15 protein-coding genes are annotated in these 13788 nt (G+C 72.1%); 9 read left to right on the plus strand and 6 right to left on the minus strand.

All coding sequences use genetic code 11. The features are described 5' to 3' along the window. Window positions 1-48: 48 nt before the first annotated feature. Window positions 49-579, minus strand: coding sequence for a universal stress protein (locus tag IG05_RS0135995; protein ID WP_030348302.1), 531 nt, complete (start codon window positions 577-579; stop codon window positions 49-51). 375 nt (window positions 580-954) lie between these two features. Here IG05_RS0135995 and IG05_RS0136000 point away from each other — a divergent pair, with 375 nt between their 5' ends. From IG05_RS0136000 to IG05_RS0136015, 4 genes are read left to right on the plus strand one after another with little or no spacing between them, the layout of a single operon-like run. Next, entirely contained in the window at window positions 955-2250 is a 1296-nt protein-coding gene (locus IG05_RS0136000; RefSeq protein WP_030348303.1) for an extracellular solute-binding protein, read from the plus strand. A 6-nt stretch (window positions 2251-2256) separates the two neighbouring features. Beyond that, window positions 2257-3255, plus strand: coding sequence for a carbohydrate ABC transporter permease (locus IG05_RS0136005; protein WP_030348304.1), 999 nt, complete (start codon window positions 2257-2259; stop codon window positions 3253-3255). Continuing rightward, complete coding sequence (locus IG05_RS0136010; protein ID WP_030348305.1) at window positions 3252-4085, plus strand: carbohydrate ABC transporter permease; 834 nt, start codon at window positions 3252-3254, stop codon at window positions 4083-4085. Before IG05_RS0136005 ends, IG05_RS0136010 begins: the two co-directional genes overlap by 4 nt. Before the next feature lie 37 nt (window positions 4086-4122). Beyond that, window positions 4123-5175 (plus strand): endo-1,4-beta-xylanase, encoded by a 1053-nt coding sequence (locus tag IG05_RS0136015; RefSeq protein ID WP_030348306.1) that lies wholly within the window; start codon window positions 4123-4125, stop codon window positions 5173-5175. A 90-nt stretch (window positions 5176-5265) separates the two neighbouring features. On the opposite strand, the gene IG05_RS0136020 is transcribed toward IG05_RS0136015, so the two are convergent. Both IG05_RS0136020 and IG05_RS0136025 read right to left on the minus strand, forming a co-directional pair. Beyond that, on the minus strand, window positions 5266-5472 hold the full coding sequence (locus IG05_RS0136020) for a DUF5999 family protein (protein ID WP_030348307.1): 207 nt from the start codon (window positions 5470-5472) through the stop codon (window positions 5266-5268). A gap of 311 nt (window positions 5473-5783) precedes the next feature. After that, window positions 5784-6383 carry a hypothetical protein gene (locus tag IG05_RS0136025; RefSeq protein WP_030348308.1) on the minus strand — a complete coding sequence of 200 codons (600 nt, stop codon included), beginning with the start codon at window positions 6381-6383 and terminating at the stop codon, window positions 5784-5786. Between the two features lie 571 nt (window positions 6384-6954). Here IG05_RS0136025 and IG05_RS0136030 point away from each other — a divergent pair. Together IG05_RS0136030 and IG05_RS0136035 are read left to right on the plus strand one after the other, a co-directional pair. After that, complete coding sequence (locus IG05_RS0136030) at window positions 6955-8472, plus strand: glutamate--cysteine ligase (RefSeq protein WP_030348309.1); 1518 nt, start codon at window positions 6955-6957, stop codon at window positions 8470-8472. Between the two features lie 475 nt (window positions 8473-8947). Further along, window positions 8948-9748, plus strand: a complete 801-nt coding sequence (locus IG05_RS0136035; protein WP_030348310.1) for a CPBP family intramembrane glutamic endopeptidase — start codon at window positions 8948-8950, stop codon at window positions 9746-9748. A gap of 7 nt (window positions 9749-9755) precedes the next feature. Here IG05_RS0136035 and IG05_RS0136040 read toward each other — a convergent pair whose 3' ends face one another. Continuing rightward, window positions 9756-10568, minus strand: a complete 813-nt coding sequence (locus tag IG05_RS0136040; protein ID WP_030348311.1) for a PhzF family phenazine biosynthesis protein — start codon at window positions 10566-10568, stop codon at window positions 9756-9758. 45 nt (window positions 10569-10613) lie between these two features. Beyond that, a complete protein-coding gene (locus tag IG05_RS0136045; RefSeq protein ID WP_051790628.1) occupies window positions 10614-11069 on the minus strand; it encodes a hypothetical protein in 456 nt (151 codons plus the stop codon). A 91-nt stretch (window positions 11070-11160) separates the two neighbouring features. On the opposite strand from IG05_RS0136045, the gene IG05_RS0136050 reads away from it, so the two are divergent. Together IG05_RS0136050 and IG05_RS0136055 are read left to right on the plus strand one after the other, a co-directional pair. After that, the gene (locus IG05_RS0136050; protein WP_030348313.1) at window positions 11161-11526 is read left to right on the plus strand and encodes a MerR family transcriptional regulator; all 366 of its coding nucleotides are present in this window, start codon (window positions 11161-11163) and stop codon (window positions 11524-11526) included. 126 nt (window positions 11527-11652) lie between these two features. Next, the gene (locus tag IG05_RS0136055) at window positions 11653-12279 is read left to right on the plus strand and encodes a PadR family transcriptional regulator (protein ID WP_030348314.1); all 627 of its coding nucleotides are present in this window, start codon (window positions 11653-11655) and stop codon (window positions 12277-12279) included. An 82-nt stretch (window positions 12280-12361) separates the two neighbouring features. On the opposite strand, the gene IG05_RS0136060 is transcribed toward IG05_RS0136055, so the two are convergent. Then, the gene (locus IG05_RS0136060) at window positions 12362-12790 is read right to left on the minus strand and encodes an SRPBCC family protein (protein ID WP_030348315.1); all 429 of its coding nucleotides are present in this window, start codon (window positions 12788-12790) and stop codon (window positions 12362-12364) included. Between the two features lie 243 nt (window positions 12791-13033). Here IG05_RS0136060 and IG05_RS42780 point away from each other — a divergent pair, with 243 nt between their 5' ends. Then, window positions 13034-13777, plus strand: a complete 744-nt coding sequence (locus tag IG05_RS42780; RefSeq protein WP_420707649.1) for a Clp protease N-terminal domain-containing protein — start codon at window positions 13034-13036, stop codon at window positions 13775-13777. The last annotated feature ends 11 nt before the right edge of the window (window positions 13778-13788 follow it).

A 13788-nucleotide genomic window follows, 5' to 3' on the forward strand; every position in this document is an offset into this window, starting at 1 on the left:
GCGTTCTTGACGGGATGGCAGCGCGGCGACCGCCGGCCGCCGCCCGGTTCACAGTCCCCGCGTGTCCAGCCGCAGGTGCCAGGTGTTGCGGCGGTGGACGGAGAGCAGCTCCGACTCCAGGGGGGACGGGGGGACCGCCAGGACCGGACAGCGGGCGTGGGACACGCAGTGGCGGGAGACGCGGGCCGCGAAGGGGCGTTGCAGTCCGCGCCGGCCCGTGCCGACGACCAGGACGTCGGTCTCCCGGTCGGCGGTCGCCACCAGGGCCGGGCCCGGGGCGCCGCGCACGACGACGGCGTGCACCGGTACGCCGGGACCGTCCGGGCCGAGGATCTCGTGGAGGACCGAGGCCAGCCGCTGCTTGGCCAGGCGCCGCCACTCCTGGAGCAGCGGGCCGGCGGCGGGGGCGCGGCGCGCGGCGGGATCGCCGCCCGGCGGCTCCCAGGCCAGCACCGGCCACAGCTCGGCTCCCAGCCGCCGGGCCAGCGCGGTGGCCCGGCGCAGGGCCGTGACGCTGTTCAGGGAACCGCTCACGCCGACCACCACGCGGGCGACCGCCGAGGCGTCGTTACCGGACATGGCTCCACCGTCCCGGGCAAGCTCTCGCTCCCTTCCATCCCACTCCCGCGCCGGCGATCCGACCAGCCGGAGGGCCGGTCCGCCCCGCCGGGTCCCCTCGGGCCGGGCCGGATGCGGCGCCGTGGCCGAAACATTCGGCCTTCGCGGGGGACCGCGCCGCCTCCGGCGGGTTCGGTCGTGTGCCCGCCACCTCGTGCAGACACCTTGACGCTCCCAACGCGCCTTCCTAGAGTCGCCGTTCGGAACGTTCGAGGAATAACTCGAATGTTTCGGCCCGCCGGTGGTCGACGAGTGCGTCGGCGGCTCTCGGTGGTGCCCGATCTTCTCAGTCGGGACCCTCTCCGATGCAACTCGAAAGTTTCGAAGGAGCGCATGATGGGCGACCCTGCACTGTCCCGCCGCGGATTTCTGGCGGCCTCCGTCGGCGCCGGCCTGGGGGTGACCGCACTCAGCGGCTGCGGCGGCGACTCGGACGGAGGGTCGTCCTCGGGGACGACCACGATCGAGTGGTGGAACATCTCGACCACGCAACCCACCAAGACCGTGTGGGCGGCCCTGGCCAAGAAGTTCGAGGCCGACAACCCCACGGTCAAGGTGAAGATCGTCCAGCTGGAGAACGACGCCTACAAGTCGAAGATGACCGCGCTGATCGCCTCCGGGAAACTGCCGGACGTCTTCCACACCTGGGGCGGCGGCGTGCTGCGGCAGCAGGTCGACGCCGGACTGGTCGAGGACCTCACCGACCGCACCAAGGGCTGGGCCGACGGCCTGCTGCCGGTGGCGAAGGAGCCGTACCTCCTGGACGGCAAGGCGTACGGCATCCCGTTCGACATCGGCATGATCGGCTTCTGGTACAACAAGGCGCTCTTCAAGAAGGCCGGGATCAGCACACCCCCGACCACCTGGAGCGGCTTCCTGGACGCCGTACGGAAGCTGAAAGCTGCCGGCGTCACGCCGCTCGCCCTGGCGGGCAAGGAGAAGTGGCCCGGCATGTACTACTGGGCGTACCTGGCGATGCGCACCGCCGGTGTCGACGCGCTCCGCGCGGCCAGCGAGAGCAAGGACTTCACCGGTCCCGGCTTCGTCCAGGCCGGACAGCACCTGAAGGAGCTGGTGGACCTCCAGCCGTTCCAGAAGGGCTTCCTCGGCGCCGCCTACTCCACCCCGACGGGTCAGGCCGCCGGCGTCGGCAACGGCAAGGCGGCGATGGAACTCATGGGCCAGTGGGCCCCGGTCGTGGAGGCCGACGCCGGCAAGGGCCTCGGCGCGAACCTGGGCTTCTTCCCGTTCCCGGAGGTCGAGGGCGGCAACGGCAAGATCACCGAAGTGTTCGGCGGAGGCGGCGGACACGCCCTGCGCCGGGGAGCCCCGCAGGCCGCCGTCGACTTCCTGAAGTTCTTCGCCTCACAGACCACCGACTCGGAACTGGTGAAGAAGACCGGGGTGCTGCCGGTCGTCCCGGCCGCCGAGTCCGCGCTCACCGACCCCAACCTCAAGGCCGTGCAAGCCCAGTTGAAGGCCGCCACCGGCTTCCAGCTCTACCTCGACCAGGCCTACGCGCCCGCCGTCGGCCAGGAGATCAACGACAGCGTGGCCGCGCTCATCGCCGGCTCCAAGTCGGCCGAGCAGGTCACGCAGTCGATCACCCGGACCGCCAAGGAAGAGCAGTAGCCGGCGATGACCTCCACCTTCCTCCCGGACCAGCGCAGCGGTCCCGCCGCGGGCCCCCCGGTCCCGGCCGCCGGCGCGGACCGCGCCCGGACCCGGCGGCGCGCGCTGAACTGGCTCACCGCGGTCGGCTTCCAGCTGCCCGCGCTGGTGCTGTTCATCGGGCTGGTGCTGCTGCCGGTGCTGTTCGCGCTGTACGCCGCCTTCTTCCGCTGGGGCGGCTTCGGCATGCCCTCCGACTACGTCGGCGCCGACAACTTCACCCGCCTCTTCCAGGACGACGTCTTCCTCGGCGACCTGTGGCGCTGCCTGGTACTGGTGCTGTTCTCGCTCGTGCTCCAGCTGCCGTTCGCGCTGGCCATGGCGGTGCTGCTGAACCAGCGGCTGCGCGGCCGGGCGGTGTACCGGATGCTGTTCTTCGCGCCGTACGTGCTCTCCGAGGCCATCACCGGCGTGTTGTTCGGCATGGTCTTCGCCCCGGACGACGGACTCGCCGACCATGTCCTGGGCGCCGTCGGCCTGGACGGCCTGGGCGGGGAGTGGTTCGCCGACCCCTCCTCCGTCATGGCGGCCCTCTTCCTCGTCATGACCTGGAAGTACTTCGGCTTCCACATGATGCTGTACCTGGCCGGACTCCAGTCGATCCCGGCCGAGTTGACGGAGGCGGCGCTGATCGACGGCGCCGGGCCCTGGCAGCGGTTCCGCAACGTCACCCTGCCGCTGCTCGCGCCCACCCTGCGCATCAGCGTCTTCCTGTCCGTGATCGGGGCCATCCAGCTGTTCGACCTGGTGTGGGTGATCACCCAGGGCGGCCCCGACCACCACTCCGAGACGATGGCCGTGACCATGTTCCAGTACGGCTTCAAGCGCTACCAGGTCGGCTACGCCAGCGCGATCAGCGTGGTCATGTTCGGCATCTGCCTCGTCTTCGCCCTCGCCTACCAGCGGTTCGTGCTCCGCCGCGACCTCCAGGGAGCCACCACGACGATGAGGGGGGACGGCACGTGACCCGCAGAACCAGGGGCGTCCGCGCGCTGCCGCTGCACCTGATCCTCCTGGTGGTCGGCGCGGTGATGGTCGTGCCGCTGCTGTACGCCGTCCTGTCCGGTTTCAAGTCCACCGACGAGCTGTCCCGCAACCCGTTCGGACTGCCCGAGCACTGGCTGACCGGCAACTACACCGGCATCCTCGGCTCGGGCGGGTTCTGGCGGCTGGTCGGCAACAGCACGCTGATCGCGGTGGGCACGACCGTGCTCGTGGTCGCGGTGTCCGCGCTCGCGGCCTTCTCCTTCGCGCGGTTCGCCTTCCGAGGCCGGGAGGTGCTGTTCACCGTCTTCACGATGGGACTGATGTTCCCCTTCGCGGTGGCCGCCCTGCCGCTGTTCCTGCTGCTGCGCTCCCTGGGCCTGCTGGACAACCCGCTCGGTGTGATCCTCCCGCAGGCCGCGTTCGGACTGCCGATGACGATCATCATCCTGCGCGGCTTCTTCCGGCAGATCCCCGGCGAACTGGAGGAGGCCGCCACGCTCGACGGCTGCAGCGCCTTCGGGTTCTTCTGGCGGGTCCTGCTGCCCATGGCGCGGCCGGCGCTCGGCACCGTCTCCGTCCTCGCGGTGGTCACCAGCTGGAACAACTTCTTCCTGCCGCTGCTGGTGTTCACCGACAGCACCTGGTGGACCCTGCCCATCGGCGTCCAGCAGTTCCAGGGGCAGTACTCGGCCGAGTACGCCCGGGTCTTCGCCTATCTCGTCCTCGCCATGGTCCCCGCCCTCGCCTTCTACTCGGTCGCCGAACGCCAGCTCGTCGGCGGTCTCACCGCCGGCGCCACCAAGGGCTGAACCGCACCTTCCCCGACATCCGGACAGGAGCCCCACCATGCGTTTGAGACTCGCCGGCGCCCTCGCGGCCGTGCTGATGACCGCCGGCCTGGCCACCGGCCCCGCCGCGCAGGCCGCCCCCGACCCGGTACACCGGCCCGCCCCGCCGACCCTCGCCGGCCTCGCCGAGCGCCACGGCCGCTACTTCGGCAGCGCCACCGACAACCCGGAACTCACCGACACCGCCTACACCGGCGTCCTCGGCGGCGAGTTCGACATGATCACGCCCGGCAACGGCATGAAGTGGTACGCCACCGAGCCGCAGCAGGGCGTTTTCGACTGGACCGACGGCGACCAGATCGTCGGCCTGGCCCGCCGCAACCACCAGAAGGTCCGCGCGCACACCCTCGTCTGGCACAGCCAGCTGCCCGACTGGCTCACCTCGAAGCAGTGGACGGCGAGCGAACTGCGCGCCGTGCTGAAGAAGCACATCACCACCGAGGTACGGCACTACCGGGGCAAGGTGTACTCCTGGGACGTCGTCAACGAGGCCTTCAACGAGGACGGCAGCTACCGCGACACCCTCTGGTACCGGACCCTGGGCCCCGGCTACATCGCCGACGCGCTGCGCTGGGCCCACCAGGCCGATCCGCACGCCAGGCTCTACCTGAACGACTACAACATCGAGGCCATCGGCCCCAAGAGCGACGCCTACCACCGGCTGGCCCAGGACCTGCTGGCCCGGGGCGTGCCCCTCGACGGCATCGGCTTCCAGACGCACCTGGCCCTCCAGTACGGCTATCCCACCACTCTGGAGGACAACCTCCGCCGCTTCTCCCGGCTGGGCCTGGACACCGCGCTCACCGAGGTCGACGTACGGATGCAGCTGCCCGCGACCGGGGAGAAGCTCGCCGAGCAGGCGGCCTGGTACCGGGACCTCACCGCTGCCTGTCTGGCCGTGCGGCGCTGTGTGGGCGTGACCATCTGGGACTACACGGACAAGTACTCCTGGATACCGGCGTTCTTCCCGGGGGAGGGCGCGGCCCTGCCGTGGGACGAGGAGCTGCGTCCCAAGCCGGCCTACCGGGCGCTGCGGGAAGCGCTGCGTTAACACCCCGCTGCCCTTCGTAGCCGCCTCCGGACACGCGTCGGGGCCGGTGCGCACCGGGTGCGTGCGGCCGGCCCCTCGGTTCCGTGCCGCTCAGGCGGCGGTCATCACCCGATCCGCACCGAGCGGACGGTGCGGGGCGATGATGCGGCCGTCGGGCAGCAGTTCGCCGGTGTCCTCGAAAAGCAGGACGCCGTTGCACAGCAGGCTCCACCCCTGCTCCGGGTGGTGCGCCACGAGGCGGGCGGACTCCCGGTCGGCGGATTCGGCTGGCGGGCACGACGGCTGGTGCTGGCACATGGGCGGGATCTTTCGCTCTGACGTGATCATGTCCGTCCCCCGTGGTGATGAGTCGGTCGGAGTCCAGTGTTGTCCTCTGGGCGTCTTTCCGCAGGGATTTCACGGCACCGCTTCTCACAGGTTCATGACGCGTCACCCGCGTGGACGGTTCAGTCCAACTGCACGGTCTCTTCGGGTGGTTCGCGGTGACTCTCCGGGTGGTCGGCGGTGGCCGAATGGGACTAGTCCGGATGGCCCGGGACGGAGAAGTCCCCGCACACGACCGTACCCCGCTTCCCTTCCGGGGAGCGGGGTACGCGTGCGGGCGGGGGTCAGGCGGGTGAGCCGAGCACCGGCGAGCCGAGCAGCGGGAGAGGAGTCGCCCGATGGGTCAGCACCGGAAGCAGCTCGGCGACCCGGAACGGACGGTGTGCCGGGATGCCGGGCGGCGCCGGCGCCAGCGGGACGAGCAGGTCGGTGGCGGCCGGATGGCCCTCGGTGCCGTCGCCCGAGCAGTCGCCGTGCAGCCACAGGGTGAGCATGTACAGACCGGGCACGGACAACAGCCGCGCCTGGTACGGCTGTTGCAGCGTCTCGGCCTGTTGCAGGGCGCGCTCGGTGGAGGCGACGTAGGGGCCCTCGAAGAAATGGGAGAAGGCCCAGCCGTCGGGGGTGAGCATGGTCTCGGCCGCGGCCACCGCGCGGTCGCCGCACCGGATCAAAAAGCGCCAGCCGGTCAGCCGCGTCGCGGACAGGCCTTGCGCGGTGATCCGGTCCAGCACGTGGACCGGCAGCGGGAGTTCCGCGGTGGCGGGCCCTTGCGCGGCACACAGGGAGGGGGTGCGGGCCTCACGGACCGCGGTCGGGGAGCCGAGGGCGGTCAGGACGGAGCGCAGGGCAGGCGCGGGGGCAGGGGGTACGTGCAGCGGCATGTGGGTCGCCTCTCGTTCGACAGGCGCGGCGGCGCGAGGAGGGTGGGGCGGACGGCGCTGTCTGCTCACGGGGAAGGCCGGAGAGGTGGGGGCCCTGTTCGGTGTGGAAGAGAGTGCGGCTCGGTCCGCCGCCCGTCAACCGGGACGGCGGGAACACCGCGGAAACCAGGACCGAGGGCGCCAACCTTCCGCCTTGTAGACGGAGTTTATACGACGCGTGTTCAGCCGGTGTTTCGGCTATCCGATTCCGTTCGGCCCGGCAAGGCCGAATTAAGGCGTCGTTTTGCGGAAATAATCCCGATTTCCGGACCGGCCTCGGGGCCCTGACCTCGCCATACGCGCCAGTAGCGGTCGGCCGAATGCCATCGGCGTTTTTCACGAGGCGTTCGGGGCACCCGGAGATGCACCGTGCGGCATGCCCCGTGAATGTGCCGCCGGGAACATTCGTAAGAGTAGCGGGCGACGCGCCCGCGCGGGACGTTATCGATCGCTTCGGCTGGGCATCATCCCACCTGACCCGGGAGCCCGGCGGCCGGATCGTCGGCCCGCCCATCCGAGGAGGGAAGCTTCGATGGGGGAAAAGGTCGCGGCAGGGCAGTTCGACCTGTCCGATCGCCAGCGCTACCGAGAAAAGCTCCAGATGTGCCTGACGGGGCTGGAGCGGCTGCTGCGCGAGAAGCGATTCGATCGGCCGAAGAACCTCATGGGAGTCGAGATCGAACTGAATCTCGCGGGGTCCGACGGTATGCCGAAGATGTTGAACGGGCAGGTACTGGAGCGCATCGCGAGCCGCGACTTCCAGACCGAACTCGCCATGTTCAACCTGGAAGTCAACATAGCCCCGCACCGGTTGGGCGGCCGGGTGTTCGACCGGCTCGCCGAGGAGCTGCGCACCTCGCTCGCCTACGCCGACCGCAAGGCCGGGGAGGTGGACGCGGGCATCGTGATGATCGGCATCCTGCCCACGCTGGACCGGGACGACCTGGTCTCCTCCAACCTCTCCGAGGCAGACCGCTACACCCTGCTCAACAACCAGATCGTCGCGGCGCGCGGGGAGGACTTCCGGCTCGACATCGACGGCGTGGAGCACCTCGTCTGCACCTCCAAGTCGATCGTGCCCGAGGCCGCGTGCACCTCCGTCCAGCTGCACCTGCAGGTCACGCCGGGCCGGTTCGCCGACGTGTGGAACGCGGCGCAGGCGGCCTCCGCCGCGCAGATCGCCGTCGGGGCGAACTCACCGTTCCTCTTCGGTCACGAACTGTGGCGCGAGTCCCGGCCCCCGCTGTTCCTCCAGTCCACCGACACCCGGCCGCCCGAACTCCAGGCCCAGGGCGTACGGCCGCGCACCTGGTTCGGCGAGCGGTGGATCTCCTCCGCGTACGACCTGTTCGAGGAGAACCTGCGCTACTTCCCGGCCCTGCTGCCGATCTGCGACGACGAGGAGCCGCTGGAGGTCGTCGAGGCCGGCGGGGTGCCGACGCTCGCCGAACTCGTCCTGCACAACGGCACGATCTACCGCTGGAACCGGCCGGTGTACGGCATCGCGGACGGTGTCCCGCACCTCCGGGTGGAGAACCGGGTGCTGCCGGCCGGGCCGACCATCACCGACGTGATCGCGAACGCCGCCTTCTACTACGGCCTCGTCCGCGCCCTCGCCGAGGAGCCCCGGCCGGTGTGGACGCGGCTGCCGTTCGCCGCGGCCGAGGCCAACTTCGACGCGGCGTGCCGGTACGGCATCGACGCCCGCTTCGTCTGGCCCCGGCGGGGACGGTACGGCGGCACCGGCGAGGTCGACGCGGTCACGCTGGTCCGCGACGAACTGCTGCCGCTCGCGGCGGCCGGGCTCGACGCGTGGGGCGTGGAGGCCGCCGACCGGGACCTCTACCTGGGTGTGATCGAGGAGCGCTGCCGGCGCCGGGTGAACGGGGCGTCCTGGCAGGCGGCCACCTTCCACCGGGCACTGGAGCAGGGCATGTCCCGCGAGGCAGCCCTGGCGGCGACCACCCGCCGGTACGCCGAGCTGATGCACGTCGGCGAGCCGGTGCACACCTGGCCCGTGGGCCTGCCGGACCCGGTACCCCTGGGCTGACGGTCTCCGGCGACTGCCCCGCGGGCTGAGCACCTGCCCCCGCGGGGCCGGCACCTGCCCGGCGGGGCTGCTCACCTGCCCCAGGGGGCCGGCACCCGACCGGCGGGGCTGAGCATCGAGGGGCCCACCGGAGCGGGCCGCCCGGCTGAGCGCCGTCGCGGTGGGGCGGCCCTGGCCGGCGGAGCGGGAACGGCCGGTGGAGTGGGAACGGCCGGTGGAGCCGGAATGGCCGGTGGGCAGGCAACGGGCGGCGGTAAGGCGGGCGCCGGCGCCGGCGCCCGGTGGGCAAGTAACCGCCCGGTGGGAAAGCGAGGTGCCGGCCGAGGGGTGACGGGCCGGCGGAGGGGAAGAGGCCGGCGCGGAGCAGAAGGAGGCGCCGCAGGGGAAGGGGCCGGTCCGCGGGGGGCGGGACTCTGTCTGCGATCCTTGCCGGGCGAAGGTGGGCCAGGGGCCCGTGAGCCGGCTGGAGGCAGGGGTGCAGGTGGAGGCTGACTCGGTGGCCGATTCCTCGGCGCGGGACCGCGACCCGCGGCGGATCCTGCGGGACGAGACACTGCTCGTCCTCGCGCTCTCGCTCGGCGCGAGCGGGGTCTCCGCGCTGATCAGCTTCATCGGCTCGGTCACCAAGCCGGGCGGTCTCAAGGACCAGGCGGCCACCCTGAACGCCTCGGCCGCCCCGGGCCGCCCCTGGCTGGACCTCGCCTGGCAGCTCTTCGGCATCGCCACCGCGCTGGTCCCCGTCGCGCTCGTCGCCCACCTGCTGCTGCGCGAGGGCGGCAGCCTGCGCACCCTCGGCTTCGACCGCACCCGGCCCTGGCCCGACCTGGCCCGGGGCGCGGGTGTCGCGGCCGTGATCGGCAGCACCGGCATCGCCTTCTACCTCGCCGCCCGCGGCCTCGGCTTCAACCTCACCGTCGTCCCCGAGGCGCTGCCGGACGTCTGGTGGAAGTACCCCGTGCTGGTCCTGTCCGCGCTGCAGAACGCGATCCTCGAAGAGGTGATCGTCGTCGGCTACCTGCTGCGCAGGCTGGGCCAACTGGGCTGGACCCCGGGGACCGCACTGGTGGCCAGCGCGGTCCTGCGCGGGTCGTACCACCTCTACCAGGGCATCGGCGGCTTCCTCGGCAACATGGTGATGGGCGTGGTCTTCGTGTACCTCTACCGCCGCTGGGGCCGGGTCGGGCCGCTGGTCGTCGCGCACTCCCTGCTCGACATCGGCGCCTTCGTCGGGTACGCCCTCCTCGCCGGCAAGGTGGGCTGGCTGCCGACCGCCTAGGCGGGCCTCAGGCGCGCAGCTCGCCGTCGATGACGGTCACCGCGCGGCCCGTCAGCAGGGTCCGCTCGCCCCGCAGCCGGGTGCGGACCAGACCGGTGCGGCGGGAGGCCTGGAGTCCGGTGAGGTCGTCGCGGCCGAGGCGGGCGGACCAGTGCGGGGCGAGCGCGGTGTGGGCGCTGCCGGTGACCGGGTCCTCGTCGATGCCGACGTTCGGGAAGAAGCCGCGGGAGACGAAGTCGTAGCCGCGGGACGGGTCGTCGGCGCGGGCGGTGGCGATGACGCCGCGGGAGGAGTGGGCGCGCAGGGCCCGGTGGTCGGGGGAGAGGCCGAGGACGGTCTTCTCGTCGGCCAGCTCCACCAGCAGGTCGCCGATGTGGGGGCCGGTGTCGAAGACGGCGACCGGCTCCGCTCCCAGCGCCGCGGCGACCCCGTCCGGGATCTCGACCGGGGTGAGCGGGGCGGTCGGGAAGTCCAGGGTGATCGAGCCGTCCGCGGCGGGCGTGGCGATCAGCACCCCGCTGCGGGTGGCGAACCGCACCGGGCCCTCGTGCGCGCCGGTGGTGTGCAGGACGTGGGCCGTGGCGAGGGTGGCGTGCCCGCACATCGCGACCTCGGTGACGGGCGTGAACCAGCGCAGGGCCCAGTCCGCCTCCCCGCCCGCGGGCAGCCGGTGCGCGAACGCCGTCTCGGCGTGGTTGACCTCCATGGCGACGTTCTGGAGCCAGTCGTCGTCGGGGAAGACGTCGTCCAGGAGCAGCACGCCGGCCGGGTTGCCGGCGAAGGGGCGTTCGGCGAAGGCGTCCACGATTCGAATGCGCATGACGCCGACGCTAGCGGCTGCGACGGCCGCCGGCCCAAGGCCAATTCACGAGTGCCGGACTGATTCGGGACGCCGGAGGGATTCCCGGCCGGCCGTGGTCGCCCACGCCCGCAGCCACGGGGCGAGCTGGACGACGCCGAAGGAGACCTCCAGGAGCAGGAAGGGCCAGAGCACCCGGGGCCCGCCGTGGGCCAGCGCGTACGCCTGCCACAGCGAGAACAGCGCGCGTGCGCCCCCGTCGAGGAGACCGTGCAGCGGGAGCGGCCGTATGACGCGCAGGACGGACCAGACCACGACGACCGAGCCCATGAGGTTGGCGTACAGGGTCTGCACCGGGGTGAGCGCGGGCATGGTGCCGAGACCGGCCGCGTCGCCTCCGGCGGACAGGAGACGGTGGAGCAGCGCGTAGGTCCAGGGCGACGCGAAACCGGCGGTGACGACCAGGTCGTACCAGCCGCTGGTCCGGACGACGCGCAGATAGGCGGGGGCGGCGGGGTGCACAGGGCCTCCTCGGAAGGGCTCTCTCGGGCGCCGCCCACGCTAGACAGCGGAGTACGCTCCAAGGTCAAGTCGACCGAGCCGCGGGGGAGCCATGCGCATCGGAGAACTGGCCGCGCGTACCGGGGTGTCCAAGGACACGCTGCGCTTCTACGAGAAGTTCGGCCTGATCGAGGGCGACCGGCTGCCCAACGGCTACCGGGACTTCCCGCCCGAGACGGTGACCTGGCTGGAGTACGTGCGCACCGCGCAGGCGCTCGGGTTCACCCTGGCCGAGATCGGCCGGCACGGCGCGGAACTCCGGGACGCGCCGGACAGCGCCGAGGCCCTGTCCGCCCTGTTCGAGGACAAGATCCGGATCGTCGACGCACGCATGGACGCGCTGGCGGCACTCCGCGCCGACCTCACCGCCCGCGTCGGCACCGGCTGCCCCCTGCGGGCGGCCGAGCGGACCGGCTGACCGGCCACATGCCTCCCCACCCGGGGAAGGGGATTGTCATGCGATCGGTTCCGATATATCGTTGAGGCATCGCGAACGATACGCGATACGAACATGACAGATCGGCGATGAAATGGAGTGATCGCTATGCGCAGCCACGGATTCGAGCGCGGGCACCGGCACGAGGGCCCCGGCCGGCGGGGCATGGGCGGTTTCGAGGGGCGGCGGGCCGCCTTCGGGCCCTTCGGGCCGGGCGGCCCGGGGTTCGGGCCCGGCGGGCCCGGTTTCGGACCGGGGCCCTGGGGGCCGCGCGGCCGGGGAGGTCCGCGGGGGCGGGCGCGGCGGGGTGACGTACGCGCCTCGATCCTGGCCCTGCTCAAGGAACGGCCGATGCACGGCTACGAGATGATCCAGGAGATCGCCGAACGCAGCGGCGGCGCCTGGAAGCCCAGTCCCGGCTCCGTCTACCCGACCCTCCAACTGCTGGAGGACGAGGGTCTGATCGCCAGCGAGAGCGAGGGCGGCAAGAAGCTGTTCGCCCTCACCGAAGGCGGACGCGCCGCCGCCGAGGAGGGCGCCGACGCCCCCTGGGAAGAGGCCTCGCGCGGGGTCGACTGGGAGGCCCTCACCGAGATCCGCCAGGCCGGCTTCGGTCTGATGGAGGCGTTCGGCCAGGTGTGGAAGACCGGCAGCAAGGAACAGCGGGAGAAGGCGCTGGCCGTCATCAACGACGCCCGCAAGAAGCTGTACCTCATCCTCGCCGACGAGCACTGAGCCGTAAGGCGGCCGTCGTCCCGTGCACGACGGCCCGGGCGCCCCGCGTGACCACCGCGCGGGGCGCTTCCGTGCGCCCGGGTCAGCTCACCAGACCGCCCAGCCTGCGCAGCGACTCGTTCAGCGCGGCCGTCGCCGAATCCTTCAGCTTGCCCGCCATCAGCGACACCGCGGCGCCGGTGAACTCGCCGTCGATCCGGACCGTCGTGGCGTCCCCGTCCGGGATCAGCGTGTAGCGGGTGGCGACGGTCACCGCCATCGGCCCCTTGCCCCGGACGGCGAGGACCCGGGCCGGCTCCAGCTCCTCGATGGTCCAGTCGACCTCCGCCGGAAAGCCCATCAGCTTCATGTTCTCCTGGAACGTCCCGCCCACGGCCAGTTCCTCGGGCCCGCCCCGGGGGAAGCTGGTGTGGGTCGCGTTCCACGCCCCGTACGACGGCCAGTCGGTGAGCTGCGCCCACACCTTCCCGGCCGGTGCCTGGATGCGTGCCTCCGCGCTGACTTCGGCCATGCGACCACCCCTTCGGATCGGGCGTACCGGGCTGCGGTGTCGCGGAACGTAGCCCCAGGGGCGTGAACATTCAATACTGATGAACCGTCAGGAACGGTCGGAGTGTGCGCATTCTTGCGCAGGTCGGCCCGGATCTCCTCCGTAAGGATGAGATCCGGGCCGGCGATGTCCACTCCGTGTGGGACGCGAAGATGGTTCCCCTCGTGGATGCCCCGCTCCGCTGGGCCTGATGAGGTAGGGGATGTGCAACCCCGTACAGCCCACCGGACCGCCGATGACGGAGCGGTTCCGCACGCGGACGGCGCTGCCGGGCTCGGTGCCGAGCTGGCGGCGGTGGTCGCCGCTGCCCGCCGCAGGGCCGTCCGGGACAGGGACCGCCAGACCGACACCGCCCATCTGCTCCATGCCCTGCTGGAACACGACCCCGAGGCCCGCGCGGCCGTCGGCGGCCCGCGGCTGGCCCGGCTCCTCGGCTACCTCGTGCAGCGCAGCATCGGCTACGGACTGCGCTGGCAGACGGGCGTGGAGAACTCCGGCGCGCTCCCCCGCGTACCCTCGCCCGCCGGTCCGGCCGACCCGGGCACACAGCTTGCCCTCGGCGCACGGTCCGGCCCCGGCGCAAGGCCCGACCCGAACGCACGGCCCGACCCGGACGCACAGGCCGACCCGGGTGAGTGGTCCGCCCTCGGCGCGCGCCCGGTTCCGGCTGTCGGTCAGGACGGGCCGGCCCGCGGCGTCGAGGGCTGGTCGCCCGCTGCGTCCGCCGCGCTCGCGGACGCCCGGGCGCGGGCCCAGCAGCGGGGCGCGCCGCACGTCAGCGGCACCGACCTGCTCGCGGCGCTCGCCGCGGACCCGGCGTCCCGGGCCGTCGAGGTCCTGGAGCACGCCGGCATCCCCGCGCACGAGCTGTCGGCGCGGATCGAGGCCGGCGCCGCCGGGCGGCCCGAGGGGTCCGGCCCGCCGCCCGCCGTGCCGTCCATCAGCTGAGACAGGTGTCA

Source organism: Streptomyces sp. NRRL S-1022, from assembly GCF_000720135.1.
In the GTDB taxonomy this organism is placed as follows: domain Bacteria; phylum Actinomycetota; class Actinomycetes; order Streptomycetales; family Streptomycetaceae; genus Streptomyces.

Coding starts and splice junctions, on each gene's coding strand:
- IG05_RS0136005 (WP_030348304.1), top strand. CDS start 2,257: ATGACCTCCACCTTCCTCCCGGACCAGCGCAGCGGTCCCGCCGCGGGC.
- IG05_RS0136000 (WP_030348303.1), top strand. CDS start 955: ATGGGCGACCCTGCACTGTCCCGCCGCGGATTTCTGGCGGCCTCCGTC.
- IG05_RS0136050 (WP_030348313.1), top strand. CDS start 11,161: ATGCGCATCGGAGAACTGGCCGCGCGTACCGGGGTGTCCAAGGACACG.
- IG05_RS0135995 (WP_030348302.1), bottom strand. CDS start 579: ATGTCCGGTAACGACGCCTCGGCGGTCGCCCGCGTGGTGGTCGGCGTG.
- IG05_RS0136040 (WP_030348311.1), bottom strand. CDS start 10,568: ATGCGCATTCGAATCGTGGACGCCTTCGCCGAACGCCCCTTCGCCGGC.
- IG05_RS0136060 (WP_030348315.1), bottom strand. CDS start 12,790: ATGGCCGAAGTCAGCGCGGAGGCACGCATCCAGGCACCGGCCGGGAAG.
- IG05_RS0136025 (WP_030348308.1), bottom strand. CDS start 6,383: ATGCCGCTGCACGTACCCCCTGCCCCCGCGCCTGCCCTGCGCTCCGTC.
- IG05_RS0136055 (WP_030348314.1), top strand. CDS start 11,653: ATGCGCAGCCACGGATTCGAGCGCGGGCACCGGCACGAGGGCCCCGGC.
- IG05_RS0136030 (WP_030348309.1), top strand. CDS start 6,955: ATGGGGGAAAAGGTCGCGGCAGGGCAGTTCGACCTGTCCGATCGCCAG.
- IG05_RS0136020 (WP_030348307.1), bottom strand. CDS start 5,472: ATGTGCCAGCACCAGCCGTCGTGCCCGCCAGCCGAATCCGCCGACCGG.
- IG05_RS0136015 (WP_030348306.1), top strand. CDS start 4,123: ATGCGTTTGAGACTCGCCGGCGCCCTCGCGGCCGTGCTGATGACCGCC.